Genomic DNA, 25,905 nt, shown 5'->3' on the forward strand with positions numbered 1-25,905 from the left:
GACCGGGTGAGTACCGGAACGGTTGACCTGGAGAGCTTGCGACATCACGGAGATGTCGAAGCGGAGCCCGGGTTACTCGATTTTGCCGTCAACGTTCAAGGCTCCGGCCCACCGGAGTGGTTGCGGGATCGGCTGGCCGCAGGGCTGTCGACGCTCGGTTCGTACCCGTCCGCTGCAGCGGAACTGAAAGCCCGCGAAACCGTCGCGCAGCGGCACGGGCGCCGGCCCGAAGAGGTGTTGTTGCTCTCGGGTGGTGCCGAGGGATTCGCGATGCTGCCGCGCCTGGGCTCTCGGTCGGCAGCGCTGATCCATCCGTCCTTCACCGAGCCGGAACTGGCGCTGCGAGAGGCCGGTGTACCGGTGACGCAGGTGATTCTGGAGCCGCCTTTCGAGCTTCGGGCCGCGCAGGTACCAGAATCCGCGGACCTTGTCGTTCTGGGCAATCCGACCAATCCGACGTCCGTGCTTCACCCCAAGGCCGATGTGTTGGAGTTGCGTCGGCCGGGCCGGATCCTGGTGGTGGACGAGGCATTCGGCGACGCGATCCCCGGCGAAGCGGAGAGCATCGCAGGTGTCGAGTCGGCGGATGTACTGGTGCTTCGGAGCCTGACCAAGACGTGGGCACTCGCCGGATTGCGGTGTGGGTACGCGATCGGCTCTCCGGATCTACTCGCTCGACTGGCTCACGGCCGAGCCCACTGGCCATTGGGCAGTCTGCAGATCGAGGCCATCACGGCCTGCTGCGAACCGTTCGCGGTCGAGCAGTCGAGGATCAAAGCCGAAGCGATTGCGGCAGACCGCCAAGACATGTCCCGGCGACTGACCGAGATCGGGATTGCCGTGCACGAACCCGCTGCGGGGCCGTTCGTGCTCGTCGACGTCCGCGACGGCGCCTCGATGCGAGAGCACCTGCGTGCCTGCGGTATCGCCGTCCGCCGGTGCGACACCTTTCCCGGACTCGGGCCCGATCAGTTGCGCGTTGCCGTCCGTCCAGCCGAGCAGGTCTCGGTACTGATCGAAGCGATGAAGGAGATCTTGTGAGCGGCCCAATTCTTGTGGACGTCATAGCCGTGCTGGAATCTGCTTATCCGCCCGCCCTGGCGGAATCGTGGGATTCGGTCGGTCTGGTCTGCGGCGATCCTGCGGACGCGGTGACGAGAGTGGTTTTCGCGGTGGATCCGACCGAGGCAGTGGTCGACGACGCCATCGCCTCCGGTGCCGACCTTCTGGTCGTTCACCATCCACTTCTGCTGCGTGGGGTGGACACCGTCGGTGCTCACACACCCAAAGGTGCGTTGGTCCACAAGCTCATCAAGGCGGGGTGCGCACTGTTCTCGGCGCACACCAATGCGGACTCCGCCGACCCTGGAGTGTCCGACGCGTTGGCGCAGGCTCTGGGCCTGACCGTGCTGCGCCCGATCGAACCCAAGCCGACGCAGCCGCTCGACAAGTGGGTCGTCATGGTTCCGGTGGAGAATGCATCGGCCGTGCAGGATGCACTTTTCGAGGCCGAGGCTGGGCGGATCGGCGACTACAGCCAGTGCAGTTGGACGGTCACCGGTACGGGTCAGTTCTTGCCAGCCGACGGTGCGAATCCGACGATCGGGACTGTCGGCGCTGTGGAGCAGGTTCGCGAGGATCGTGTGGAAGTGATTGCCCCACGCGGAAAGCGAAGTGCGGTGCTGGGCGCATTGCGTGCCGCCCACCCGTACGAGGAACCAGCCTTCGATGTCTTCGAACTCGCAGCGTTCCCCAGTTCGCTCGGTCTGGGGCGGGTGGGTGAGCTCGAGCACCCCGAAACATTGCGAGAGTTCACGGCGCGAGTGGCGCGCTCACTGCCCTCGACCGAGTGGGGTGTTCGCGCTGCCGGAGATCCGGACGCGACCGTTCGTACCGTGGCGGTGTGCGGCGGTTCCGGCGACTCGTATCTGGACGTGGTGGCGGCGCTGGGCGCCGACGTCTACGTCACTGCGGACCTGCGGCATCATCCCGCGGACGAGCATCTTCGTGCCGGTGGCCCGGCACTGGTCGACGTCGCCCATTGGGCTAGTGAATACCCGTGGTGTGCGCAGGCGAAATCGGTGCTCGACGCCGCGTTTGCCGACAATCCGGGGTGGGAAAGCCGGGTTTCGACAATTCGCACCGATCCGTGGTGTTTGAGTGCGCATTAGTGCAGCGCTCTGCAAGGTACGGTTGCACGAACAATTCAAGAGCAGTTCTTCGAGAGCCGTCCTTCGCGAGCACTGCCGACATCGGACTTACAGCAGGAGTTATACAGCGTGAACGTCGAACCACAGGTGCAATCCAAGCTTCTCGACCTCGCCGGGGTGGATGCTGAGCTCACTCGGATCACCCACCGACGCGGAGCGCTTCCCGAGCAGCAGGAAGTCGAACGTCTCGAGGCCGAGCGAATCAGCCGTAAAGATGCGTCCGTAGCCGTCGAAATCCAGATCGACGACATCGATCGAGACATCCGCAAGCTCGAAGGCGAGGTCGACGCGGTTCGTCAGCGCGAGGATCGTGACCGCACTCTGTTGCAGAGTGGGTCGGTCGGGGCGAAGCAGCTCACCGAACTCGAACACGAACTCGGCAGCCTGGTCAGGCGTCAGGGGCTCCTCGAGGACGAGTTGCTCGAAGTGATGGAGCAGCGTGAGGCGTTGCAGGCCGATCACGATCACGCCGGCGCCCAGCTGTCCCAGGCCGAAGAAGAGCTGATCGACGCCAAGCGTCGCCGTGACGACGCCGTCGCCGATCTGGACAAGGCGCAAGAGCGTTGCGCCGCCGATCGTGAACGACTTGTCGGTGAATTCCCCGCCGATTTCCTTGCTGTCTACGAGAAGCAGCGCACCCTGGGCGGACCGGGCGCGGCGCTTCTGCAGGCACGCCGATGTGGCGCTTGCCGGATCGAGATCGACCGCGGCGAGATCTCCCGAATCGCCGCGACACCGGCCGACATCGTCGTTCGTTGCCCAGAGTGCAATGCAATCATGGTGCGTACCAAGGAGTCCGGTCTGTGACTCCCACGCAGGTCATCGTCGAGGCCGACGGTGGATCGCGCGGCAACCCCGGCCCGGCCGGCTACGGCGCCGTGGTCTTCGACTCCACCCGCTCGGTGTTGGCCGAACGCAAGGAAAGCATCGGAATAGCGACCAACAACGTCGCCGAGTACCGCGGACTGATCGCAGGGTTGGCCGCTGCCGGTGAACTCGGAGCGTCGACGGTCGACGTCCGTATGGACTCCAAGCTGGTCGTCGAGCAGATGTCCGGGCGCTGGAAGGTCAAGCACCCGGACATGATTCCGCTGCAGCGACGCGCAGCCGAGTTGGCGACGCAGTTCTCGCGAGTGACCTACACGTGGATTCCGCGCGGCGAGAATTCTCATGCCGATCGTCTTGCCAACGAGGCGATGGACGCTGCTGCCGGGATCGAAACCGCGACCCCCGCACCAGCTGCACCCGCCGCGCCGTCAGAAGAGACGTCGGAACCGCAGATCGCCGGCTCTCCGGGATGGATCGCCACCACCGGCAAGCCGACACGAATGTTGTTGCTACGTCACGGACAGACCGCGATGTCGGTCGATCGCCGCTACTCCGGACGCGGCAATCCTGAGCTCACGGAATTGGGCCGCGCGCAGGCCGCCGGCGCGGCTGCACGCTTCGGGAACCGCGGCGGTATCGACGCCATCGTCTGCTCACCCCTCGGCAGAACCCGTGAGACGGCAGAGGCATCGGCCCGCGTGCTCGGTCTTCCCGTCGTCGAGCACAAAGGTTTGATCGAAACCGATTTCGGCGACTGGGACGGACTCACCTTCCGCGAGGCAGCCGAGCGCGATCCGGACCTGCATCGTGAATGGCTCTCGGACACTTCGGTGCGCCCACCCGGCGGCGAGAGTTTCGATGAGGTACGAGAACGAGTCGTCGCCGCGCGTGACGACCTGATCTCGACCTACGGCGGCGCGACGCTGTTGGTCGTTTCTCACGTCACCCCGATCAAGACGTTGGTGCAGCTGGCCCTCGATGCCGGGCCGTCCTTGCTGTACCGGTTGCATCTGGATCTGGCGTCGCTGAGTATCACCGAGTTCTATCCAGACGGGGGAGCCTCGGTCCGGTTGGTCAACGACACGTCACATCTTCGCTGAAAATGCCCCGACTGCTGATCAGCCGTTGATCAGATCACCAACCACAGGGCGCTCACGGCGGCGAGCAGCGTCAGTGGCGTCGTGATGACCCCGAGCAGAGTGAACGTCGCCAGCGTGGGCGGTGCGCCCGCGCTGGTGGCAACTCGTCGCCAGAGCATTGTCGCGAGAGAGCCCACGTAGGTGAGGTTGGGCCCGAGGTTGACGCCGATCAACATCGCGAGCACCAGGCCTGGAGGTGCTCCCGTCCCGAGCGCCGCGATCATCAGCAAGGTTGCCGGCAGGTTATTGACGAGGTTGGACGCGAGCGCAGCGACCATGGCGACGAATAGCAGTGATCCGTAGCTGGTGTCGCCTGGCAGGATCTGCGCAATCCATTCTCCCACCGGCCCGTTCGCGACTCCGACGACGATGATCCCGAGAACCAGGACGAACGCGCAGAACCAGAGGTCGGCAGCGTAGAGCATCTTGGAGGCGGTCGTACGGTGCCGAGCCAGAGCGATCGCTCCCAGAACACTCGCACCCACCACAGCGATCCAGGCGGGCTCGATCCCGAAGAAACCCGAAACCGCGAAACCGACAAGCGTCAGTCCGATCACCGCCAGCGGCAGACTCGGCGCAGGCGAGGAAGTTTTACTTGCCGGTGGCTCTGTGTTTTCCGAGCGGACGAGTTCGGATCGGAAGAACAGTCGGAAGATCAGATATTCGACAGCGATCGTCACGACCCACGGCAGCGCCATCAACGCGGTGAAGTGCAAGAACGTCAAACCTGTTGCAGCAAAAGCGATGAGGTTGGTCAGGTTCGACACCGGCAGAAGCGTCGACGCCGAGTTCGACAGGTGCGCACTGGCATACGAATGGGGCCGCGGACTTGCTCCGATGGATCGTGCGGCCGCGATCACTGCGGGTGTCAGAAGTACGACGGTGGCGTCGAGGCTCAGGACCGCCGTGGTCAGGGCAGCCGCGCCGAATACGTAAATCAGCAACCGGTGCGGATCGGCGAGGGATTTTTGCTGCAGGATCTGGCTGACCCAGCGAAAGACGCCGAGAGCGTCCGCGGCATGAGCGAGAACCAGCACGGCAACCAGGAAGACGACGGTGGGTGCCATGCTCGTCAGTTCTTCGCGGGCTTCGTCGAGAGTGACGACACCGGTCAGGAGAACGACGACAGCTGCCGGCCCGGCGATGACGATCTCGGGAAGCCCACGTGGACGCACTATCGCGAAGACGAGGACGACGGCGACGAGCAGGATCGGTAGAAGAGTCACGCGCTGGTGCTCCGTGTCGGGGCGAGCGTCATTTGAGCAGTTTGTAGAGCGTGTTCAGATTTCGGGTTGTGGTGAACGCCTTGAACTTCGGTTTTCCGGTGTTCCTGCCGAACGCGCTCTTGACGGTCTGCCCCTTCTCGACCTCCCAGTACAGGACTCCGTCGCCGGCCACCACGCGTTCGACCGAGGCATCGAGTTGCGCTGCCGCAGCACTCAATTCCTCGAGGATTTCCGGCTCGGAGGCAACCATCGCGTAAGCATGCCAACCCTCGCGTTCTCGGTCGAACGGGTAGTTGTCCACGATCGCTTGCAGCGTCGGAATGTCGAGGACGAATACCCAAGCCTCGTAGCCGAACTCGCGGGCGAGGGCAGATTCGATCTGTTTCTTCAGCGACGAGATGTCGGTGCTCGGACTGTCGAACAGAACGTTGCCCGAGGCCAGGACGGTTTTCACGCCTTGGAATCCGAGGTCGCCGAAGACTCTCGCCAGGTCCGCCATCTTGATGTTGATGCCGCCCACGTTGATACCGCGTAGCAGGGTCACGTACCGAGTCATAAGGTGACCATAGTGCCGGCCACCGACAGGCGCCCGGTAGCATACGGGGGCGGACGAGTTGGCCGGGCGGCCGCGGCTTCTGGAACCAGCGTGTACCACGCACAGGCCTGGGGCCGAGGAAAGTCCGGACTCCACAGAGCAGGGCGGTTGTTAACGGCAACCCGAGGCAACTCGCGGGACAGTGCCACAGAAAACAGACCGCCTGCCTTTCGAGGCAGGTAAGGGTGAAACGGTGCGGTAAGAGCGCACCAGCACCTCGGGTGACCGGGGTGGCTAGGTAAACCCCGCCCGGAGCAAGGTTGAAGGTCGCATCGCTCGCGGTGCGGCTGCGCAGGTGTTCGAGGGCTGCTCGCCCGAGCCTGCGGGTGAACCGCTCGAGGCACCCGGCGACGGTGTGCCCAGATGGATGGTCGCCACTCGGCACTTCGGTGCCGCAGGACAGGATCCGGCTTACACGCCGACTCGTCCGCCCGCGATCTGCACAGTGAGAAAAAGAAGACCCCCACCGGATCGGTGGGGGTCTTCTCTTGTTCGGAAAGCTGTCAGACAGGCTTGATGACCAGCAGCGTAGCCCAGTACGTTGCCGCGTCATGGCCCATGAGCGGGAGGAGGTAATCGTAAAGAATTGCGGACATGCGCACTCCATTTTCTGTTCGTAGCTTGTGTTGGGCATTCAAGCAGAACTCACCGTTCGAATGTCCGGTTCTCACCTGCCAGGCCAAGTAGAAAGAATATCAGTCTCACAGCGATCTACAAGCTTCTATCTCACTCTGATGTCACACTGTGGATATGACTGATGAAGATCGACTCTGGTACTTCGACGTGTCCGACGGTTCCGTCACGCAGGGAAAGGGCGCGTCCTCGTTGACGAGGATGGGGCCGTACCCTGATCGGGACTCTGCCGAGCATGCATTGAAGATCGCTGCCGAACGCAACAAAGCCGCCGATCGGGCAGACGAAGACTGGAACAACTGAGACTTGGAACAACTGGGACCGGTACAGCTGCTACACCGGCCCGAACCGATCATGGAGGATGCGTGCCCGCAAGTCGAATGATGGTGCAGGGAATCGACTTCGGAGTGGTTCGGGCGGAGTTCGACTTGCCGGGAGCATTCTCGGCCGCGGCGCAGGCCGAGGCCGAGAATGCCGTGGATCGTTTCGGTGCCGGGCGTGTCGACGAAACGGGTATCGCCTTCGTGACCATCGACCCCCCCGGATCGATGGACCTCGACCAGGCAGTGCACATCGAGAAGACCTCGACCGGGTACGTCGTGCACTACGCGATCGCCGACGTCGCGGCGGTGGTGACGCCGGGCGGTGCGCTCGACGTCGAAACCCGCAAGCGTGGTCAAACCTTCTATCTCCCGGACGGTTCCGTTCCGCTGCATCCTCGGGCGTTGTCGGAGGGATCGGCGAGTCTGCTGCCGGACGTGGTTCGCCCCGCCGCACTGTGGCGTATCGAGTTGGACGCCCAGGCCGAGCCCACGTCATGGCAGGTGAGACGCGCTCTGGTGAAATCGGTGGCGCGTCTGGATTATTCGACCGTGCAACGTGACGCCGACGCGGGCACCTTGCATCCGTCGATCGCCGCACTACCGGAATTCGGACGATTGCGCAGTGCCTCGGCGGTTGCCAGGGGCGCCATCGAGCTGAAACTGCCCGAGCAGTCAGTGGTTCGGGATCAGCCAGAGGACGAGTCCTCGGCTCGCTGGCGGATCGAGCTCGAGCCACGCACCGAAGTGGACGACTGGAACGCAGAAGTGTCGCTGCTGACCGGTATGTGTGCCGGCCGCATGATGATCGACGCAGGTATCGGGCTGCTTCGCACGCTGCCGCCGGCCGAGGAGTCCGCGGTTCGCACCCTGCGGAGAACTGCAGTGGCGCTGGGTATCACGTGGCCGGAGGGTCGAAGCGTCGGGCAGATTCTTGCCGGACTCGATTCCAACGAGCCGTCGACGATGGCGCTGATGTCAGTTGCGCCGTCGTTGCTGCGCGGCGCAGACTACGCGGCCTTCGACGGCCAGCTACCGGAGTTGACGGTGCATGCGGGGATCGGAGCGCCCTACGCTCATGTGACGGCTCCACTGCGCCGGCTGTCCGATCGCTTCAGCACCGAGGTGTGTCTGGCGATCACAGCTGGTACGCCGGTACCGGAATGGGTGCGCACCGCCCTTCCCGAGTTGCCCGACATCATGAGTGGGTCCGACTCACTGGCGAACAAGGTCGACCGCGCGTGCATCGATCTCACCGAGTCCACGCTGCTCGACGGTCGGGTCGGCGAGGTCTTCGACGCGGTGGTGATGCGCGCCAAGGACGGAAAGCGCTCGGCGGAAGTGTTTGTCCCGTCGGTCGCAGTGATTGCGAAATGCGTCGGAACGCCCGATGACGGTGAGCGCGCAAAGGTGCGACTCACCGCCGTCGACACTGTCAAACGGACGGTGGAATTCACGTTCCCGGCGTAGGGCGCTACCGGTACGAATCGGTGGCTTCCACCAAGTGATGTGCGATGCCGGGCTCCATCGCGGAGTGTCCCGCGTCGTCGACGATCACGAGCTTGGATTCGGGCCACGCCTTGTGCAGCGCCCAGGCGCTGGTGGCGGGGCAGACGACGTCGTAGCGGCCCTGGACGATCGTCCCCGGAATGCCGTGCAGTGCGGAGCTTTTGCGTAGGAGCTGACCCTCGTCGAAGAATCCGCCGTTGACGAAGTAGTGGTTCTCGATACGAGCGAAGGCCAAGGCGCACCTGGTCTCGGAGTTCTGTTCGATCTTGTCCGCCTGGGGGTACAGGTAGCTCGTCGATCCTTCCCAAGCCGACCAGGCGATCGCTGCCCGGGCCGCGACGTCGGGGTCTTCGGAATGGAGCAGTTGGTGATAGACCGCGACGAGGTCTTCGCCGCGCTGCGCCTCGGGTACCGGTTCGAGGAATTTGTCCCAGCGCTCCGGGAAGATGTTTCCCGCGCCGCCGTTGTAGTACCAGTCGATCTCGCTACGACGCAGGAGAAAGATCCCGCGCAGAACCAGTTCCGTGACGCGCGTGGGAAACGTTTCGGCGTAGGCGATGGAAAGCGTGGAACCCCAGGACCCCCCGAATACCATCCACTTGTCGATCGAGAGATGTTCGCGCAGGGCTTCGATGTCCGCCAACAGCTTGTCCGTGGTGTTCACCGACAGGTCGGCGCCGTCGGCAACGTGCGGGGTGGATCGCCCGCAGCCGCGCTGGTCGAGTAGAACGATGCGATATGCGGCCGGATCGAAGAACTGGCGTACCGCCGGTTGTGCACCGCCACCGGGGCCACCGTGCAGGAACACCACCGGCTTGCCGTCCGGATTTCCGCTGACTTCCCAGTACATGCTCTGGCCGTCACCGACGTCGAGGAAGCCGGTGACAAAGGGTTCGATCGGGGGATAGAGACTCCGCAGAGCCGACGGCGGTGCTGACGTTTCGCTCATCAGAAGCCCACCAGCCCGGAGGCGAGATCGGGGATCTCGAGTGCGGAAATCGCGCCGCCCCGGACGTCCGGGCATGCGGCCGAGGTTGCCGCGTCGATGCTTTCGCGGTTCTGGGCGAGATCGAGCAGGTTGATGCCGTTCTGCGTCGCCCACGTGATGACGATCGTGTTCAGTCCGCCCTTGCCGAGCGTCGGGGTGACGGTCCGCCAGTTCTGCAGCTGCCCTTCCATATCCGAACACAACTGCTGGACCTGAGCGTCGGTGAACGTCGAACCGGACGCGGAGGTTGTTGCCGGCGCCGTCTTGGTGGAACTCGCGGGCGTAGTGCTGCTGGGCGCGGGAGAGTTGGTGGACCCTCCCGCGCATCCGCTCAGCACCGTGACGAGAGCTGCCGCGCCGACTACAGCTGCGGCAGTAGAACTTCGACGGTTACCGATCATTGAACGCACCCCTGGCTGGTTGAGAGACAGGCGGCGTTCGCCGGTCTCGGATCAGAAACTGTGTTCTGCGGCCGGGAAAGCGCCAGTGCGAACTTCTGATGCATAGGCGGCGGCTGCGGAACGCAGTTCGTCACCGACGTTACCGAAACGCTTGACGAACTTGGCTGTCTTACCGCTCGTGTAACCCGCCATGTCCTGCCAGACGAGTACCTGAGCGTCGCATTCGGAACCGGCCCCGATGCCGACGGTGGGGATGGTGAGTTTGCGGCTGACCTGGCCCGCAATCTCGGCCGGAACCATTTCCATGACGACGGAGAACGCCCCGGCTTCCTGGACTGCAATGGCGTCCGCCACAAGCTGCTCGGCCGCGTCGCCGCGACCCTGGACGCGGAATCCGCCGAGCGAGTTCACGCTCTGCGGGGTGAATCCGACGTGAGCCATGACGGGGATGCCGGCCGAGGTGATAGCCGCGATCTGCTTGCTCATCCGCTCGCCGCCCTCGAGTTTGACGGCGTGCGCGAGGCCTTCCTTCATGAACCGTGTCGCAGTCGCAAGGGCCTGCTCGGCGGAACCCTCGTAGGTGCCGAAGGGGAGGTCGGCGACGACGAGTGCGTGCGGGGCGCCGCGAACCACGCCACGCACGAGCGGGAGCAGTTCGTCGACGGTGATCGGCACGGTGGTGTCGTAGCCGTAGACGACGTTGGCGGCAGAGTCGCCGACGAGCAGCACCGGGATGCCTGCGTCTTCGAAGATGCGTGCCGTGGAGTAGTCGTAAGCGGTGAGCATCGACCAGCGTTCGCCGTTCTGCTTCATCTCGGCGAGGTGGTGAATGCGCGTCTTACGCTTCGGTGCATCGGTAGAGCTTGCAGTGGGTACAGAACCATAGAGAGGTGTTTCGGACATCGTTGTCCCTTTCTGGCCTCGAGGCCCTGAGCGTTGATCGCCTTCGGGTCCCCGGGTGTGGGTGATGACGTGTTCAGTCTGCCACCGGACATCGCCGACACGAATAGTTGACGGGGTGCAATGGGTCACATCACCGCGTGCCTGTCAGTTAGGTGCCGAACCGAGGCGAACCGCTGGCTACCGAGGTTTCCTGGCACCATCAATGGCATGTCGAAGTTCGTTCGCCTCTCCGGTGCCCTCGCCGGAAGCGCAGCAGTGCTCGTGTTGGTTGTCGGTTGCACCAGTTCGGAAGGCACGCCCGAATCAGTGGAACCTGCTGGTTCTGCCGCGTCCGCGGTGCCGTCCGGCCTCGAGAAATTCTACGAGCAGACGCTCGACTGGGGTTCGTGCGACCAATTTGTCGAAGAAGGAACTGCGCCGCTGGGGCGTGGGGTCGACTGCGCCGAGGTGAGCGTTCCCGTCGACTACGCGAATCCGAACGGCGACACCGCGAAGGTGGTGATCTCGCGTTCGAAGGCAACCGGCGACCGCATCGGCTCACTGTTGCTGAACCCCGGCGGGCCGGGTGGGTCCGGGCTGTCGATGGCGACATCGGGTTCGGTCACCGAACTGCAGGAACGTTTCGACATGATCGGCTTCGATCCGCGGGGGATCGGGGCATCGACCCCGCAGGTTCGGTGTTTGACGCCGGAGGAGACCGACGCGGAGCGTGCGGAGGTCAACGTCGACATGACGCCGGAGGGCATCGCTCTCGCCGAGGCGGACAGCAAGGACTACGCCGCCAAGTGCGCTGAGCGGACCGGTACGGAGTTCCTCGCTCATGTCGGTACCTACGAGGTGGTGCGAGATATGGACGTCATTCGGGGCGTTCTCGGCGATCCGAAGATGAACTACCTCGGGTTCTCGTACGGGACCCGGCTCGGATCCACGTACGCGGAAACCTTTCCGCAGAACGTCCGAGCGATGGTCCTCGACGGCGCGCTCGACCCCGAGCAGGATCCGGTCGACGAAGTGGTCTTGCAGGGGCAGGGCTTCCAAGGCGCGTTCGACGCCTTTGTCGCCGACTGTGTCTCGCGAACGGATTGCCCGCTGGGTGATGATCCGGCGCAGGCGCAGGCACGCTTTCAGGCACTCGTCGATCCGTTGATCGAGAAGCCGGCACAGACCACCGATCCGCGCGGGCTGAGTTATTCCGACGCGATCACGGGCGTGCAGCAGGCTCTGTATTCGCCACAGTTGTGGACGCCGCTGCGTGGGGGTCTGTCGAGTCTGGCCGACGGACGCGGCGACTCGCTGCTCAATCTCGCCGACATGTACGAAGGCCGTGAGGATGACGGCAGCTACTCCAACATCAACGACGCGTTCAACGCCATTCGCTGCGTGGACGATCCGGCAACCACCGACCGCGCCGAGGCCGGCGAATCCGACACTCGGTACCGCGAGGCGGCGCCGTTCCTCGACGACGGCCGCGGGACGGGTCAAGCGCCGCTCGACCTGTGCGCGTTCTGGCCCGTTCCGGCTACCGGCAGCCCTCACGCGCTCGACCCCCAGGCGCTCGCCGATGCCGGCCTGCCTCAGTTGGTCGTCGTCTCCACGACGCAGGATCCGGCAACGCCGTATCAGGCCGGAGTGGATCTCGCCAAGCAGTTGGGCGCTGCCCTGATCACGTTCGACGGAACCCAACACACGGTGGTTCTGGACGGAAACTCCTGCGTCGACGATGCCGTCGTCGACTACTTCGTTTACTTGAAGGCACCGGAAGAGGGTCTGACATGTTAACCGGCGCGACGCCGTACGCTGCGCCTATTCGATGGTGACCAATCACTCTGTTAACCGGGACCACTGATGTAACACAGATTTAACGTGGCTTGCTTAGTCTCGCGTGCATGGATCGCCAAAAAGAATTCGTGCTTCGTACCCTGGAAGAGCGCGACATTCGGTTTGTCCGCTTGTGGTTCACCGATGTTCTCGGGTACCTCAAATCGGTGGCGATCGCCCCCGCCGAACTCGAAGGCGCCTTCGAGGAGGGAATCGGATTCGACGGTTCCGCCATCGAGGGATTCTCACGAGTCTCCGAAGCCGACACCGTCGCTCGGCCCGACGCCTCGACATTCCAGATCCTGCCGTGGGCCCACAAGGACGGTGCGCAGCATTCCGCGCGCATGTTCTGTGACATCACGATGCCCGACGGTTCGCCGTCGTGGGCCGATCCGCGCCACGTACTGCGTCGCCAGTTGAGCAAGGCCAGCGACTTGGGCTTCAGCTGCTACGTCCACCCGGAAATCGAGTTCTTCCTTCTGGAGAACGGCCCGATCGACGGCACTCCGCCGATCCCGGCCGACTCGGGCGGATACTTCGACCAGGCCGTGCACGATTCGGCTCCGAATTTCCGCCGCCACGCCATCGACGCACTCGAGTCGATGGGCATCTCGGTCGAGTTCAGCCACCACGAGGCCGCGCCGGGTCAGCAGGAGATCGATCTGCGCTACGCCGACGCACTCTCGATGGCCGACAACGTCATGACGTTCCGATACGTCGTGAAGGAGGTCGCGATCGGTGAAGGCGTCCGGGCGAGCTTCATGCCCAAGCCGTTCAGTGATCAGGCCGGCTCCGCGATGCACACCCACATGAGCCTGTTCGAGGGCGACACGAACGCCTTCCACAATCCTGACGATCCGATGCAGCTCTCCGAGACCGGCAAGGCGTTCATCGCCGGCATCCTCGAGCACGCCAACGAGATCAGTGCGGTCACGAACCAGTGGGTCAACTCGTACAAGCGACTCGTCCACGGGGGAGAGGCACCCACTGCTGCGTCGTGGGGCCCGTCCAACCGATCGGCTCTCATTCGCGTCCCGATGTACACGCCCAACAAGGCGTCCTCGCGCCGCGTCGAGATCCGAAGCCCAGACTCGGCCTGCAACCCGTACCTGACTTTCGCGGTCCTGCTTGCTGCCGGTCTTCGCGGCATCGAGAAGGGCTACACCTTGCCGCCCGAGGCAGAAGACGACGTGTGGTCGTTGACCTCCGCCGAGCGCCGCGCCATGGGTTACAAGGAACTGCCGAGCAACTTGGACAGCGCTCTGCGCGAGATGGAGAAGTCGGAACTGGTGGCCGAAGCACTCGGCGAACACGTCTTCGATTTCTTCCTGCGCAACAAGCGTCGTGAGTGGGAGGAATACCGCAGCCACGTGACGCCGTTCGAGCTCAAGACCTACCTCGGTCTGTGACGGTGAAACCGCCCGCTGCGAGATCAGCAGTTCCAGGACCGGGTCGACTCGGGCTGGTCGAGCCCACCGCTGCCGACGAGTTGCGTCAGCTCGGTTGGGTCGACGCCGAGAGCATCGAACTCTTGTGGTCGCTTTCGCGTGCCGCGAATGCCGACCTCGCTCTGCGCACCCTTGTGCGGATCAAGGACGGGCTCGACGACGGGTGGCGCGAACTCGATCAGGCATTGCGCAAGGACAAAAGCCTGCGAGGCCGCTTGTTCGCACTCGTGGGTGCGTCGTCGGCCTTCGGCGATCACCTGGCCGCGGATCCGATCGGCTGGAAACTGCTCGACGGAACCGCTCTGCCGACCAAGGACGAGGCCACCGCAGCGTTGCTCGAGGCCGTGGGCGCCACCCTCGACGAGGGCGCTACCGAAGGCTCGCTGACCTACCGCGCAACCCTGACCGGGCCGGAAGCTGTTGTTGCTCTGCGTAAGAGCTACAAGGACCAGCTGATGCTGCTGGCTGCGGCTGATCTTGCGGCGACCGTCGAGAACGAACCAGTAGTGCCGTATCAGACTGTGGGTCACCAGCTTTCCGATCTCGCGGACGCTGCCCTGACCGCCGCACTGGCGGTGGCTATCGCAACGGTGTGCCCCGAGGGCAGTTGTCCGATCCGGCTCGCCGTGATCGCCATGGGCAAATGTGGTGCGCGCGAGCTGAACTACGTCTCCGACGTCGACGTCGTGTTCGTCGCCGAACCGGCCGATGCGACGGCCAGCCGCGTTGCCGGCGAGATGATGCGTATCGGTACTTCCGCATTCTTCGAGGTCGATGCTGCGCTGCGCCCCGAAGGCAAGCGCGGAGAACTGGTTCGCTCCCTCGAATCCCACATCACGTACTACAAGCGCTGGGCCAAGACCTGGGAGTTCCAGGCACTGCTCAAGGCTCGTCCGATGACCGGCGACATGGAGCTCGGTCGCCAGTACTCCGAGGCGATGAGCCCGATGGTGTGGATCGCCTCCGAGCGCGAGGACTTCGTCCCCGAAGTCCAGGCCATGCGTCGACGCGTCGAGGAAATGGTTCCCCCCGAACTGCGTGAGCGTGAACTCAAACTCGGCCGCGGAAGTTTGCGCGACGTCGAATTTGCCGTCCAACTCCTGCAATTGGTGCACGGGCGCGCCGACAGTTCGTTGCATGTCCAGAGCACGGTCGATGCACTGACCGCATTGGCGGCGGGTGGATACGTCGGCCGCGACGACGCCGCCAACCTGACTGCGTCGTACGAATTCCTGCGCCTGCTCGAGCACCGTCTGCAGTTGCAGAAGCTCAAGCGCACACACACCCTGCCGCCGCCGGACGACGAGGAAGCGCTGCGTTGGCTGGCCCGCGCCGCGCACATGCGGCCAGACGGTCGGCTGGATTCCCTGGGAGTCCTGCGCGCCGAGATCAAGCGGAATTCGCATCGGATTCGCCGCCTGCACGCCAAGTTGTTCTACCGCCCGCTTCTCGAATCGGTGGCGCGGATGGACAAGGAAGCGCTGGTCCTGGGACCAGAAGCCGCGGTTCGGCAGTTGGCCGCTCTGGGTTACACGGCACCCGAGCATGCTCTCGGGCATCTGACTGCACTGACGAGTGGCGCTTCACGCAAGGGTCGCATTCAAGCGCTCCTGTTGCCGACTCTGCTCGAATCACTCGCGGACACACCGGATCCCGATGCAGGTCTGCTCGCTTACCGCAGGCTCTCGGACGCGCTCGTCGACCAGACGTGGTTCCTGCGCCTGCTCCGCGACGAGGCTGCGGTGGCCGAGCGTCTGATGACCGTGCTGGGCTCGTCGGCGTACCTACCCGACCTGCTCATCAAGGCTCCCGACGTGATTCGCTTGTTCGCGGATTCGCCGAGTGGACCGCGCCTTGTCGAGCCGAAGCCCGAGGACGTCGCTCGCGGAATACTCACCGCCTCCGGCCGACACAGTGATCCCAATCGTGCTGTTGCCGCGGCCCGCTCGCTGCGGCGACACGAACTTGCGCGCATCGCTTCGGCCGACATCCTCGGCATGCTCGATGTTCCCGCCGTCTGCAAGGCGCTGTCCTCGGTGTGGGCCGCGGTGCTCAATGCATCGCTCTCCGCGGTGATCAAGGCCAGCGTCACTGAACTCGGGACCGAGGCGCCGGCCAGTTTCTCCGTCATCGGCATGGGGCGACTGGGCGGCGGCGAACTCGGCTATGGATCCGATGCGGACGTGCTGTTCGTGTGCGAACCCCGCGAGGGCGTCGACGAGACCGTTGCGGTCAAGTGGGCCAACAGCATTGCCGACAAGGTGCGTAAGCTTCTCGGGGCACCGAGCACGGATCCTCCGCTCGAAGTCGACACCGGATTGCGTCCGGAAGGCCGTAACGGACCGATGGTTCGCACGCTCGAGTCGTACGACGCGTACTACGCGAAGTGGGCTCAGGCGTGGGAGATTCAAGCGCTGCTTCGTGCGCACCCGGTTGCCGGTGATCCTGAACTGGGACTGCGGTTCCTGCACATGATCGACAAGACGCGCTACCCCGAAGGCGGCGTCAGTGACGCGGCGGTGCGCGAGATCCGGCGCATCAAGGCGCGCGTCGATTCCGAAAGGCTTCCTCGCGGAGCCGATCCGGCGACGCACACCAAACTGGGTCGCGGTGGCTTGGCCGACATCGAGTGGACTGTGCAACTACTGCAGCTGCGCCACGCCGACAAGATCGAGTCGCTGCACAACACGTCGACGCTCGAGACTCTCGACGCCATCGGCGCCGCGGAACTGCTCAGCGAAGGTGACGTCGAACTGCTGCGTGACGCCTGGATCACCGCGACGAAGGCACGCAACTGCCTCGTTCTTGTGCGGGGCAAGCCGACGGATCAGCTTCCCGGCCCGGGCCGTGTTCTCGCGGCGGTGGCGCAGGTTGCCGGATACGGCGACGACGCAGGGGAATTCCTCGACAACTACCTGCGCATCACACGACGGGCAAAAGCTGTGGTGGAGAGGGTCTTCGGCGGGGAGTAGCGTTTTCGCTCAGTCCTGCCGAACCGGTGCGTTCGCGGCGAACTTGCGGACTTCGGCGTCCTGCCACACGTGGGCGGGAACGCCGCCGCCGAGTAGCTCGCGCGCGAGCGCGGGTTGCCCGCCGATCGGTACGTCGCTGCCCGCGATGATCATGTTGCCGTAGCGACGGCCCTTGAGCATCGCGGGATCGGCGATGATCGCCATGTGTTCGAACTGCGCACCGATCGTTGCGGCTTCACTGCGCGCGCCCTGAAGATCCGGGGTGTCGCCGCAGTTGACGATGTAGATACCGCCCGGTGCCAGCACGCGTCGTACGTGGGTGGTGAATTGCGCTGTTGTCAGCGGAGTCGGAGTTGTGTTGCCGGCAAAGACATCTCGAATCACGACGTCTCGGGTGGACTCGGTGAGAGTTTCGGTGACGGCGCGGGCTTCACCGACACGAATGCGCAGCAGCGGTGCGCGCGGTAGGTCGAACCAATCGCGCACCAGTTCGGCCAGGGCGCCGTCGATTTCGACAACCACTTGACGCGCGTCGGGGTAGGTGGCGGCGAAGTACCTGGCCATGGAGCAGGCTCCGCCGCCGAGATGCAGAACCCGCAGACGCTCGGTCTTGTCACGTTCGGAATCGACCAGATGCGCGATCCACCGCATGTACTCGAAATCGAGCACCGTCGGATCTGCGACGTTCACGTGGGAACTGGGCACTCCGTTGATCTGGATGATCCAGCTGTCGTCGGAGTACTGGTCGCGGACAAGTTCGCACGTCCCGGTATCGATCGGAAAAGTACCGGCGACGGGACCGGACTCGCCTCGCTCGGGAGTACCGCTGCGAGTTCTTGTCTTGCGAGTTCCCTTGGCCACTGTGTTGATACTAGCCGTGCGCGTTTCCGGTAACGCCGAGTACCAAAAAGGCGCACGGACCGGCGGTATTCTCGAGTAGTTTCAGGCACACTCGTAGTTGGAGTGTGATCGGCGACACAAATGCCGGCGCGTTCTTTCGTCGTCCGTGCATCACGAAGAATTTCGAGGAGTGCAGGTGAAGGTCAAGGCAGCGGTAGTCAAGGCGCCAGGTCAGGCATGGGAGATCGAAGAGGTCGAGCTGGGGGACCCGGTCTCGGGTGAGGTACAGGTCCGACTCGCCGCATCGGGGCTGTGCCATTCGGACGAACATTTGCGTACGGGCGCCAGCCCGCTGCCCTTCTACCCGGCCTTGGGCGGGCACGAAGGCGCCGGAGTGGTGACGAAGGTCGGCCCGGGTGTCGCGAGCGTCGAAGAAGGCGACCACGTGGTTCTCGCCTTTATCCCGGCGTGCGGACGTTGTCCGTCTTGCGCGAAGGGTCTGCAGAACATCTGCGACGAGGGAGCCGGCCTGTTGACCGGGCAGGCGATCTCCGACAAGACGTACCGCGTCACCCTCAACGACGAACCGGTCATCCAGATGTGCCTGCTCGGAACATTTTCGCCGTACGTGACCGTCAACGAGGCGTCGGTGATCAAGATCGAGAAGGACATCCCGCTCGACAAGGCGGCCTTGCTCGGCTGCGGTGTTGCCACCGGTTGGGGATCGGCCACCGCGATCGGTGGAGCCAAGGTCGGCGACACGGTGGTGGTCGTCGGCGTCGGCGGCGTCGGAATCAACTCGGTGCAGGGTGCGGCGTCAGCCGGAGCACGATTTGTGATCGCGATCGATCCAGTCGAGTTCAAGCGCGACAAGGCAAAGGAATTCGGCGCCACACACACGTTTGCCTCCCTCGAGGAAGCGCTACCGGTGATCGGCGAGATCACCTGGGGCAAGATGGCCGACGTCACCGTGATCACCGTGGGCGAGATTCACGGCGACATCATTCAGCCCGCGCTCAGCGCGACGGGCAAGGGCGGGCAGGTCGTGGTCGTCGGAATGGGGCACTACGCGGATTCGCAGGTGACGCTCAGCCTCTTCGAGCTGACCCTTCTACAGAAGCGTTTGCAGGGAGCCATCTTCGGCGGGGTAGGACCACGGTCCCAGATTCCCAAGTTGCTCGATCACTACCGAAGCGGCGCACTCAAACTCGACGAGTTGGTGACCAAGACCTACAAGCTCGAGGAGATCAACGAGGGTTACGCCGACATGCTCGAGGGAAAGAACCTGCGCGGAATGATCGTCTACACGGAGGACGATTACTGATCGTTCCCCCTCTGACTGAAGGGTCCGGCCCGACACCACACTTCGTGGTGCCCGGCCGGAGTCTTCTGCCCCCATGCAGATTTCTGTCGATCGATGAGTCGACTGCCCCCGTAGTGGGCACTCGCAGAGTGAGGAAACCGGGCGCCGCGTCCAGACCTCAGTCCACGACTCGACAGAGAAGAGCAGAACATGCCCTACATCACCACTTCCGACGGAACCGAGATCTACTACACCGAGCACGGCGTCGGCCGGCCGATCGTCCTCAGCCACGGGTGGCCGCTGAGTTCTGACGCGTGGCAGGTCGAGATGAAGCTGTTCGCCGACGCCGGATACCGGACCATCGCGCACGATCGTCGAGGGCACGGTCGCTCGTCGAAGACGTACACCGGCAACGACATGGATACATATGCCAAGGACCTGGCTGAGCTGATCGACACGCTCGACCTGAAAGACCTGATCGTGGTGGGCCATTCGACCGGCGGCGGGGAAGTGGTCCGCTACGCGGCGCAGCACGGCAAGGGGCGCGTGGACAAGGTGATCACCGCCGGCGCCGTTCCGCCGATCATGGTCAAGTCGGACGGCAACCCCGAAGGCACACCGATCGAGGTGTTCGACGGCATTCGTGAGGGAGTTCTGCGAGATCGATCGCAGTTCTACAAGGATCTCAGCGAGAGCTTCTACGGCGCGAACCGCGAAGGGGCCGACGTATCGCAAGGGGCGAAGGACGACTTCTGGCGACAGGGGATGTTGGTCAACCTCGCCGCGGCCTACGACTGCGTCAAGGCATTCTCGGAGACGGATCAGACCTCCGATCTCGAAGCCATCGACGTTCCGTTCCTCATCGCTCAGGGCGACGACGATCAGATCGTGCCGATCGGCGCAGCGGCGGAGAAGGCGATCAAGCTGGTGAAGAAGGGCACGCTGAAGGTATATCCGGGCGCACCGCACGGAATTTACGGCTCGTATCAGCAGACCCTGGACCGGGACATTCTTGCCTTCATCGAGGACTGACGTCAGCGATTCGGAAGGATAAGAGTCGAAAGGATCAAAGGCCATGTCCACACACGTTGCCTCGCTGCGCGATGGTCCCAGTGTCTTCGAGAACGAACTCGGATCGATCTCGCAACTCGACACGAGTTCGTTGCCGATCCTGTCCGGTCTGTCGATCAAACGAATTGTTCTCGGCCCCGGCGCGATCCGCGAACCACAATGGAACGTCAACGCGAACCAGATCGCCTACGTCACCAGCGGAACCGTGCTCGTCTCGATGTTGGGCAATGCCGACGAGTTCGCCAGTTTCGTGGTGCGAACTGGGCAGATGTATCACGTCGAATCCGGCGCGATTTATCACATCGAGAATGTCGGAGAGGGGGAGGCGGAGATCATCGCTGCCCTGCGTACTTCACTCCCGCAGCACTTTTCGTTGCAGAGTAGCGTCAGCGCAATGTCGAACGCGGTGCTCGGCAATACCTACGACCTCGCCGCGTCAGCCTTCGACGTCTTCGGTAGGGCCGATGCGTCCCAGATAGTTCGGCGGGACGGCGCCGCCGTCGTTCCCGATACCGCCGGCTTTCCCAACGCGCATCTCTTCGATCTCGAAGGCCAGATCGCGCCTCTCGCATACCCGTACGGACAGGCGAAAGTGGCGCGCAAGCAGTATTGGGCGGCGCTGGAGGATCTTTCGATGTACTCGTTGACTATTGGCGAGAGTGGAATGCGTGAGCCACACTGGCATCCCGTCACTGCCGAAATGGGATACGTGCATCGTGGTCACGGGCGGATGACGGTCCTCGATCCGGACGGTTCGCTCGACACCTACCTACTGGAGCCCGGTCAGGTGTATTTCGTTCCGCGTGCCTATCCCCATCACATCGAGGTTCTAGGTGACGAGGACATCAACTTCCTCATCTTCTTCGACCAGCCGACACCGGGCGACATAGGCTACCGTGCAACGGCTTCCGCGTTCTCGCGCGGAGTTCTCTCGGCCTCGTTCGGTGTTCCGGAACGCGATCTGCCGCAATTTCCTTTCACGCCGGTCGATCCGCTCATCGTCTCGCGTAACAATCCGATCGACCGCCAGCACTGACCGGCAAGGATGCCCATCATGACCGACTCGCTGATCGTGACCGATCACGGTACGACGCTCGACTTCACGTACGAAGATGCTCTGCACTATCACGGGCCGCAGGCACCGGGAGGCGTGGCGCATGCCTACAAAGTCCTCGAGCGCGCACTCGGTGTGCTCGGCGGGGAAGGCTCTGTCGAGCGTCGCGAGTTGGTCGTCACCACTGCACACGGCGGACCAGGAGTGCGCGACGCGTTCGAGTTGGTCACGCGCGCAGTGACCGAAGAGCGGTACACCGTCGACAGTTCCCTGGCCCGGCCTGAACGAGGAAATACGCTCGCACTGTATGTCTTTCGGGTCGGCTATCGCGGCGCGAGCGCCACGCTGACTGTTCGGGAGGGATTTGTCGTCGACGAGTTGATCACTCTCTCCCGCAAGACTGACCGGACAGCCGAAGACGAGTCACGCCTGGCAGTGCTCAAGCAGGAGATGGCGGACCGAGTGATGTCGAGCCCGGCCGAGAGCGTGTACGACGTCGAGATCGGCACGCTCCCCGCCTGACTGACGGCGGCATAGGCGTCGGTGTGCAGAACTCTGGGCTGTCTGGAGTCAGCGGCTGGCGAACATCCTTATCCGCTGGTCGCGACTGCGCTCGAGATGGTTGCGCATGTGGCCACGCGCGGACGATTCGTCCCTGGCGCGGATGGCGTTCAGGATCTCTTGATGTTCCGAATTGAGCAGGTCCGGTTCGCCGTAGTTCGACGGCGGGCCGCTGTCGTAGATTCGCAATTGGGTGGTGAGGCGGATCAGCAGTGAGGTGATCGTGGAATTGTGGGCGGCTTGCCACAGGGCCTCGTGAAACTTGAAGTTCCCGGAACGCACCTCGGTGCCTTCGGTTGCAGTGCAGCAGAACTCGTGTAATCCGTCCAGGCGAGCAAGGTCGAGATCGCTGTGGCGTAGTGCCGCGGCGCCTGCCGCTTCCGATTCGAGGGCTACCCGCGCCGCGTAGATCTCGATGACGTCCTCGGGTGTGCCGGAACGGACACGAAAACCGCGAGCGGCTCGTTCGAGTAGTCCGTCGTGTGCGAGCCAGTTGAGTGCTTCCCGGATCGGGGTGCGGGATGCGCCGTACGATTCGCACAATTGAGTCTCGTGCAGCGGAGCGCCCTGGGGGAACTTGCCGGCCAGGATGTCGGCTCGCAGGCGCAGGTACTGCCGCGAGGTCTGATCGGACCGGCCGAGCGCAGCCTCCGGCACCAGCAGATCGGTGGTGCTCGTATCGGCGTCGAGATCCATGTGTCCCCATTCCTGTGCATGCAAGTAGAGCGCGTTCGATTATGCCATCGACGACGAGTGAGTACTTGCGTATACGCTAGTACTCATTTAGGTTCGTGCTTGTTCGTTTCCGAGGGAGAGGGTCCGAAGTGGCTGGAGAGACCGCGTCGCCGCTGGTGAGTGCCGTTGAACTCGACGCGATGCTGCGTGAGGGAGGCGTCGCCGTGCTCGACGCGACGGTTCATTTTCCTCCCGCGCGATTTGACGGCGACTACCGCCCGGAATCCGGGTACGGCGGCTGGGTCTCCTCGCACATCCCGGGTTCGCGACATGTCGACCTCCTGGACGTCTTCTCCGAAAGGGAAGCGGCGCTGCATTTCACACGCCCGTCAACGGAGCAGTTGGTTTCCGATCTCCAATCCAGTGGTATCGAGCCGGGCGCGACAATCGTGATCTACGACCAGGGATCGACCACCTGGGCATCACGGCTCTGGTGGGTGTTTCGCAACGCCGGCATCGAAGCAAGAGTTCTCGACGGTGGCCTCGCCGAATGGACTCGACGCGGCTTCGCGCTCGCGAGCGGCGACGACGAAACCCACACGTCGGCGTCGACGCGTTGGAGCGTGACGGATCTGGGTCTGTGGGTCGATTTACCTCGCGTTGCGTCGCTGTCCAGCGGACGCGAAGCCGGAACGCTGGTGTGCGCTCTCGCGCCTGAGCAGTACGAGGGAACCGAGAAGACGCGATACTCGCGACGCGGACACATTCCGTCAAGCGTGAATCTGTCCGCGAAGAGTCTTCTCGACTCCGACTCCCGGATGCTTCCGGTCGAAGAAGTTTTGTCGAAATCGGCCGACGTTCTACCAACCGCCACCGGCCCTGTCGTGATCTATTGCGGTGGCGGAGTTTCGGCGTGTTTGACCGCACTTGCGCTGATCCGCAGCGGCTACGCGGACGTCAAAGTCTACGACGGTTCGTTAGAGGAATGGACTGCAGATCCGGTTTTGCCGATGGTTGTCGGCAGTGAGCCCGGTGGCGCGAATCCGGATGTGCGATGTCCGCGGTCCTGAATCGCCGCAGTCCCCAAATACCTCCCGTCCTGAAGGAATTCTCATGTCTGACACTGTCTCTGTCGAAACCGTCGCGTCGGCGATCGACGCACTCCGCGATCAGGTACCGCTCGTCCAGTCGCTGACGAACATCGTTTCGGCGAACTTCTTGACCAATGTTCTGCTCGCTGCCGGCGCAAGCAACGCTCACATCGACAATGTTCATGAAGCGGGTGGGTTCGCTGCCGTTGCCGGGGGAGTGCTCGTCAACCTCGGAACGCCGGACGACGGGACAGCCGAAGCCTTCCTGATAGCCGCAGAAGCGGCCCGAACTGCGGGTACGCCATGGGTTTTGGATCCAGTCGGTGTAGGCGGACTACCCTGGCGGAGCGGTATCGCTGTGGATCTGCTGCGCTTTCACCCCAGCGCCATCCGCGGGAACGCATCGGAGATCATCGCTCTGGCCGGACTCGGCGGTGACACCCGCGGCGTCGACAGTGCCTCCGACTCCGCCGACTCAGTGCCCGCCGCTCTGTCACTTCTGAAGCATGCGGATGCCGTGTCGGCATCAGGCCCGGTCGACTACATCGTCGGCCGCGATGGTGGCGGCGACGTTCGGGGCATCCGAGTCTCCGGTGGCAGCGCTCTGTTGCCGCGCGTGACCAGTACCGGTTGCTCTCTGGGAGGCCTGGTCGCTGCCTACCTCGCCGTTACGCCGACCGCGCTGGACGGATTGGTTGCCGCGCATACGCACGTTGCCGTGGCATCGGAGATCGCCGAGGAAAATGCCTCAGGTCCTGGTTCTTTCGCGGTCGCGTACCTCGACGCGCTCTACACCGTGAATGCGGACACCATCCGCTCACGTGCCCGAATCGAATCGTTCGACCTGCCGGCTGGAGTGCAGAACTGATGGGCGTCAAGACATTTTGGTATCTCACCCAGGCCGACGGGGACTACCCGTGGAGCCCCGGTGGGCTGTTCCCCGTGGACGGGGCCAGGCAGATCGAGCTCGCGAAGACCATCGACGACGGCGGATTCGAAGGTGCGCTTGTTGCCACCTGGCCGAACGATCCGTTCATTTCGGCGACGTGGGCGGCAGCGCACACCACGCGCATGAAGTTCCTTGTCGCCGTCTACGCGAACATGACGCCGGCGCGACTGCTGGCGGAGAAGGCATTGACTTTCGACGCCTTCAGCGGTGGCCGACTGTTGATCAACTCGGTCAACGGACGCGAAAACATCCTGACCAAGTACGACATGAACGTGCCCCACGACGAGCGTTACGAGTTGGGGGAGCAGTACTGGGCGGACTTCCGCCGCATCTACGCCGAAGGCACGGAGTCGAACTTTCCCAACACACCACTGCGTATCGATGCGCCCGCTGGGCATCAGGTTCCGCTGTGGGGTACCGGTGATTCGCCTGCAGGCCTGGCGAATTCAGGCAAGGTGCTCGACACCTATCTGGCGATGTTGCGCGAGACTTCGTTCATCGAAGACAAATTCTCTGCCGCACGGGCGGCGGCGGAGGCAGCCGGGCGCGAGTTCACCGACTTCGGTGCGCTGACCGGGGTGATCGTTCGCCCCACCAAGGCGCAGGCGCACGACCGGTTCCGTTCGTTGTTCGAGAAGACGGGCGTCGAGCAGATCGCTCATGTCTTGGACAACGCAGTGCGTCGTCGTACTCAGGGGAAGCAAGACCTCAAGACTTTCACCGCTCGCGACGCACAGCGGCAGGGCTGGGCGGACAAGATTGCTTCCGGCCGACTTCCGGAACCGGAGGAGTTGTACGTCGGTGACGGGCTGTACGCGGGTATCACAGCGTGGTCGCCTCTCGACATCTTCGGCACCGGGTCATCGGCGGTGTACTACGTCGGCGATCCGGATTCGATCACGGACTCGGTACGCACGCTTCGCGGCCGAACCGGTTTGACTGCACTGATCCTGGCAGGTTGGCCGCTGATCGAGGAAGCGAAGTGGGTTGCGGAGCATCTTGTTTCGCGATTCGACGAACTCAGCTGACTTCGCGCCGCAAGACAGTGGTACCGAGACCCAAAGTGTCGCGGAGAAATGCTGCGGCAGTGCCGATTTCATCGGCAGTGCAGTCGAGAAGGATCTTGACTTCCACGTCCTTCTTGTCGATGTCGGCAATAACGGCCATGGCAACAACGCCGTTGCCGACGGCAGAGCCTCGGAACAGATCGATCCCGTCGCCGTCCGCGCTGACGGTCCCGTCGAGATAGCCGTAATCGAGCGGATAAATCGCAGCGGGGTAACGCGGGTGTGCCGACCCTCGGGGGCGATCGATCACGACAGTTGACGTGGCAGCCAGGTGATCGAGGGCGGAGAACAGGTCTTCGCTCAT

The 25,905-nt window shown here is 63.6% G+C and carries 24 protein-coding genes and 1 other RNA gene; 17 read left to right on the forward strand and 8 right to left on the reverse strand.

Annotated elements, in window-relative coordinates; genetic code table 11:
* Positions 1 to 6: 6 nt before the first annotated feature.
* The 4 genes from cobC to AC2ETI_RS14115 all read left to right on the forward strand — a co-directional run bounded on the left by cobC (position 7) and on the right by AC2ETI_RS14115 (position 4,138).
* On the forward strand, positions 7 to 1,041 hold the full coding sequence (gene cobC / locus AC2ETI_RS14100) for an Rv2231c family histidinol phosphate aminotransferase CobC (protein WP_483634046.1): 1,035 nt from the start codon (positions 7 to 9) through the stop codon (positions 1,039 to 1,041).
* Positions 1,038 to 2,171: a Nif3-like dinuclear metal center hexameric protein gene (locus tag AC2ETI_RS14105; RefSeq protein WP_483634047.1), complete on the forward strand. Its 1,134-nt coding sequence runs from the start codon at positions 1,038 to 1,040 to the stop codon at positions 2,169 to 2,171. The genes cobC and AC2ETI_RS14105 overlap by 4 nt, the downstream gene beginning before the upstream one ends.
* 108 nt (positions 2,172 to 2,279) lie before the next feature.
* On the forward strand, positions 2,280 to 3,017 hold the full coding sequence (locus AC2ETI_RS14110) for a zinc ribbon domain-containing protein (RefSeq protein WP_483634048.1): 738 nt from the start codon (positions 2,280 to 2,282) through the stop codon (positions 3,015 to 3,017).
* On the forward strand, positions 3,014 to 4,138 hold the full coding sequence (locus AC2ETI_RS14115) for a bifunctional RNase H/acid phosphatase (protein ID WP_020908143.1): 1,125 nt from the start codon (positions 3,014 to 3,016) through the stop codon (positions 4,136 to 4,138). The genes AC2ETI_RS14110 and AC2ETI_RS14115 overlap by 4 nt, the downstream gene beginning before the upstream one ends.
* Before the next feature lie 29 nt (positions 4,139 to 4,167).
* Here AC2ETI_RS14115 and AC2ETI_RS14120 read toward each other — a convergent pair whose 3' ends face one another.
* Positions 4,168 to 5,403, reverse strand: a complete 1,236-nt coding sequence (locus AC2ETI_RS14120) for an SLC13 family permease (RefSeq protein ID WP_283309857.1) — start codon at positions 5,401 to 5,403, stop codon at positions 4,168 to 4,170.
* 28 nt (positions 5,404 to 5,431) lie between these two features.
* The gene (locus AC2ETI_RS14125; protein WP_283309856.1) at positions 5,432 to 5,959 is read right to left on the reverse strand and encodes a DUF1697 domain-containing protein; all 528 of its coding nucleotides are present in this window, start codon (positions 5,957 to 5,959) and stop codon (positions 5,432 to 5,434) included.
* Between the two features lie 54 nt (positions 5,960 to 6,013).
* On the opposite strand from AC2ETI_RS14125, the gene rnpB reads away from it, so the two are divergent.
* From rnpB to AC2ETI_RS14140, 3 genes are all read left to right on the forward strand, one after another.
* An RNA gene (gene rnpB, locus AC2ETI_RS14130) (RNase P RNA component class A) lies at positions 6,014 to 6,428 on the forward strand.
* 320 nt (positions 6,429 to 6,748) lie between these two features.
* A complete protein-coding gene (locus tag AC2ETI_RS14135; protein WP_007735457.1) occupies positions 6,749 to 6,934 on the forward strand; it encodes a hypothetical protein in 186 nt (61 codons plus the stop codon).
* Positions 6,935 to 7,011: 77 nt separating this feature from the next.
* Positions 7,012 to 8,421: an RNB domain-containing ribonuclease gene (locus AC2ETI_RS14140; RefSeq protein ID WP_483634091.1), complete on the forward strand. Its 1,410-nt coding sequence runs from the start codon at positions 7,012 to 7,014 to the stop codon at positions 8,419 to 8,421.
* 4 nt (positions 8,422 to 8,425) lie between these two features.
* Here the strand turns inward: AC2ETI_RS14140 and pip are convergent, their stop codons facing one another.
* The 3 genes from pip to panB are packed head-to-tail and all read right to left on the reverse strand — an operon-like array spanning position 8,426 to position 10,752.
* Positions 8,426 to 9,409 carry a prolyl aminopeptidase gene (gene pip, locus AC2ETI_RS14145; RefSeq protein ID WP_483634049.1) on the reverse strand — a complete coding sequence of 328 codons (984 nt, stop codon included), beginning with the start codon at positions 9,407 to 9,409 and terminating at the stop codon, positions 8,426 to 8,428.
* A complete protein-coding gene (locus tag AC2ETI_RS14150; protein ID WP_020969914.1) occupies positions 9,409 to 9,849 on the reverse strand; it encodes a hypothetical protein in 441 nt (146 codons plus the stop codon). Before AC2ETI_RS14150 ends, pip begins: the two co-directional genes overlap by 1 nt.
* A gap of 51 nt (positions 9,850 to 9,900) precedes the next feature.
* Positions 9,901 to 10,752 (reverse strand): 3-methyl-2-oxobutanoate hydroxymethyltransferase, encoded by an 852-nt coding sequence (panB, locus tag AC2ETI_RS14155; RefSeq protein WP_003941624.1) that lies wholly within the window; start codon positions 10,750 to 10,752, stop codon positions 9,901 to 9,903.
* A gap of 207 nt (positions 10,753 to 10,959) precedes the next feature.
* Here panB and AC2ETI_RS14160 point away from each other — a divergent pair, with 207 nt between their 5' ends.
* The 3 genes from AC2ETI_RS14160 (at position 10,960) to AC2ETI_RS14170 (ending at position 16,990) form a co-directional block, all read left to right on the forward strand.
* A complete protein-coding gene (locus tag AC2ETI_RS14160; RefSeq protein WP_283309855.1) occupies positions 10,960 to 12,531 on the forward strand; it encodes an alpha/beta hydrolase in 1,572 nt (523 codons plus the stop codon).
* A 107-nt stretch (positions 12,532 to 12,638) separates the two neighbouring features.
* Positions 12,639 to 13,979, forward strand: coding sequence for a glutamine synthetase family protein (locus AC2ETI_RS14165; protein ID WP_003941637.1), 1,341 nt, complete (start codon positions 12,639 to 12,641; stop codon positions 13,977 to 13,979).
* Positions 13,976 to 16,990, forward strand: coding sequence for a bifunctional [glutamine synthetase] adenylyltransferase/[glutamine synthetase]-adenylyl-L-tyrosine phosphorylase (locus AC2ETI_RS14170; protein WP_019748946.1), 3,015 nt, complete (start codon positions 13,976 to 13,978; stop codon positions 16,988 to 16,990). The genes AC2ETI_RS14165 and AC2ETI_RS14170 overlap by 4 nt, the downstream gene beginning before the upstream one ends.
* A gap of 9 nt (positions 16,991 to 16,999) precedes the next feature.
* On the opposite strand, the gene AC2ETI_RS14175 is transcribed toward AC2ETI_RS14170, so the two are convergent.
* Entirely contained in the window at positions 17,000 to 17,860 is an 861-nt protein-coding gene (locus AC2ETI_RS14175) for a spermidine synthase (protein WP_029255610.1), read from the reverse strand.
* Between the two features lie 166 nt (positions 17,861 to 18,026).
* On the opposite strand from AC2ETI_RS14175, the gene AC2ETI_RS14180 reads away from it, so the two are divergent.
* The 4 genes from AC2ETI_RS14180 to AC2ETI_RS14195 all read left to right on the forward strand — a co-directional run bounded on the left by AC2ETI_RS14180 (position 18,027) and on the right by AC2ETI_RS14195 (position 21,780).
* Complete coding sequence (locus tag AC2ETI_RS14180) at positions 18,027 to 19,154, forward strand: NDMA-dependent alcohol dehydrogenase (RefSeq protein WP_020908136.1); 1,128 nt, start codon at positions 18,027 to 18,029, stop codon at positions 19,152 to 19,154.
* A gap of 189 nt (positions 19,155 to 19,343) precedes the next feature.
* The gene (locus AC2ETI_RS14185; protein ID WP_019748943.1) at positions 19,344 to 20,165 is read left to right on the forward strand and encodes an alpha/beta fold hydrolase; all 822 of its coding nucleotides are present in this window, start codon (positions 19,344 to 19,346) and stop codon (positions 20,163 to 20,165) included.
* Between the two features lie 43 nt (positions 20,166 to 20,208).
* Positions 20,209 to 21,240: a cupin domain-containing protein gene (locus AC2ETI_RS14190; RefSeq protein WP_483634050.1), complete on the forward strand. Its 1,032-nt coding sequence runs from the start codon at positions 20,209 to 20,211 to the stop codon at positions 21,238 to 21,240.
* An 18-nt stretch (positions 21,241 to 21,258) separates the two neighbouring features.
* The gene (locus AC2ETI_RS14195; RefSeq protein WP_080910122.1) at positions 21,259 to 21,780 is read left to right on the forward strand and encodes a hypothetical protein; all 522 of its coding nucleotides are present in this window, start codon (positions 21,259 to 21,261) and stop codon (positions 21,778 to 21,780) included.
* A gap of 48 nt (positions 21,781 to 21,828) precedes the next feature.
* Here AC2ETI_RS14195 and AC2ETI_RS14200 read toward each other — a convergent pair whose 3' ends face one another.
* The gene (locus AC2ETI_RS14200) at positions 21,829 to 22,515 is read right to left on the reverse strand and encodes a GntR family transcriptional regulator (protein WP_020969908.1); all 687 of its coding nucleotides are present in this window, start codon (positions 22,513 to 22,515) and stop codon (positions 21,829 to 21,831) included.
* A 128-nt stretch (positions 22,516 to 22,643) separates the two neighbouring features.
* Between AC2ETI_RS14200 and AC2ETI_RS14205 the strand changes: the two genes are divergently transcribed.
* The 3 genes from AC2ETI_RS14205 to AC2ETI_RS14215 are packed head-to-tail and all read left to right on the forward strand — an operon-like array spanning position 22,644 to position 25,562.
* On the forward strand, positions 22,644 to 23,564 hold the full coding sequence (locus tag AC2ETI_RS14205; protein ID WP_483634051.1) for a sulfurtransferase: 921 nt from the start codon (positions 22,644 to 22,646) through the stop codon (positions 23,562 to 23,564).
* A gap of 43 nt (positions 23,565 to 23,607) precedes the next feature.
* Positions 23,608 to 24,453, forward strand: a complete 846-nt coding sequence (thiM, locus tag AC2ETI_RS14210; RefSeq protein WP_483634052.1) for a hydroxyethylthiazole kinase — start codon at positions 23,608 to 23,610, stop codon at positions 24,451 to 24,453.
* Positions 24,453 to 25,562 (forward strand): LLM class flavin-dependent oxidoreductase, encoded by a 1,110-nt coding sequence (locus AC2ETI_RS14215; RefSeq protein WP_097387258.1) that lies wholly within the window; start codon positions 24,453 to 24,455, stop codon positions 25,560 to 25,562. The genes thiM and AC2ETI_RS14215 overlap by 1 nt, the downstream gene beginning before the upstream one ends.
* On the opposite strand, the gene AC2ETI_RS14220 is transcribed toward AC2ETI_RS14215, so the two are convergent.
* Positions 25,555 to 25,905, reverse strand: a complete 351-nt coding sequence (locus AC2ETI_RS14220) for an inorganic pyrophosphatase (RefSeq protein ID WP_019748936.1) — start codon at positions 25,903 to 25,905, stop codon at positions 25,555 to 25,557. The two genes, AC2ETI_RS14215 and AC2ETI_RS14220, sit on opposite strands and share 8 nt — an antisense overlap.

This window comes from Rhodococcus sp. MurmanLake-1 (assembly GCF_056945715.1).

What these genes read in the sequence shown, in the direction of transcription:
- AC2ETI_RS14125 (WP_283309856.1), bottom strand. Translation starts at nt 5,959, where the DNA reads ATGACTCGGTACGTGACCCTGCTACGCGGTATCAACGTGGGCGGCATC.
- AC2ETI_RS14135 (WP_007735457.1), top strand. Translation starts at nt 6,749, where the DNA reads ATGACTGATGAAGATCGACTCTGGTACTTCGACGTGTCCGACGGTTCC.
- AC2ETI_RS14140 (WP_483634091.1), top strand. Translation starts at nt 7,012, where the DNA reads ATGATGGTGCAGGGAATCGACTTCGGAGTGGTTCGGGCGGAGTTCGAC.
- pip (WP_483634049.1), bottom strand. Translation starts at nt 9,409, where the DNA reads ATGAGCGAAACGTCAGCACCGCCGTCGGCTCTGCGGAGTCTCTATCCC.
- AC2ETI_RS14150 (WP_020969914.1), bottom strand. Translation starts at nt 9,849, where the DNA reads ATGATCGGTAACCGTCGAAGTTCTACTGCCGCAGCTGTAGTCGGCGCG.
- panB (WP_003941624.1), bottom strand. Translation starts at nt 10,752, where the DNA reads ATGTCCGAAACACCTCTCTATGGTTCTGTACCCACTGCAAGCTCTACC.
- AC2ETI_RS14160 (WP_283309855.1), top strand. Translation starts at nt 10,960, where the DNA reads ATGTCGAAGTTCGTTCGCCTCTCCGGTGCCCTCGCCGGAAGCGCAGCA.
- AC2ETI_RS14165 (WP_003941637.1), top strand. Translation starts at nt 12,639, where the DNA reads ATGGATCGCCAAAAAGAATTCGTGCTTCGTACCCTGGAAGAGCGCGAC.
- AC2ETI_RS14185 (WP_019748943.1), top strand. Translation starts at nt 19,344, where the DNA reads ATGCCCTACATCACCACTTCCGACGGAACCGAGATCTACTACACCGAG.
- AC2ETI_RS14190 (WP_483634050.1), top strand. Translation starts at nt 20,209, where the DNA reads ATGTCCACACACGTTGCCTCGCTGCGCGATGGTCCCAGTGTCTTCGAG.
- AC2ETI_RS14195 (WP_080910122.1), top strand. Translation starts at nt 21,259, where the DNA reads ATGACCGACTCGCTGATCGTGACCGATCACGGTACGACGCTCGACTTC.
- AC2ETI_RS14200 (WP_020969908.1), bottom strand. Translation starts at nt 22,515, where the DNA reads ATGGATCTCGACGCCGATACGAGCACCACCGATCTGCTGGTGCCGGAG.
- thiM (WP_483634052.1), top strand. Translation starts at nt 23,608, where the DNA reads ATGTCTGACACTGTCTCTGTCGAAACCGTCGCGTCGGCGATCGACGCA.
- AC2ETI_RS14215 (WP_097387258.1), top strand. Translation starts at nt 24,453, where the DNA reads ATGGGCGTCAAGACATTTTGGTATCTCACCCAGGCCGACGGGGACTAC.
- AC2ETI_RS14220 (WP_019748936.1), bottom strand. Translation starts at nt 25,905, where the DNA reads ATGAGCGAAGACCTGTTCTCCGCCCTCGATCACCTGGCTGCCACGTCA.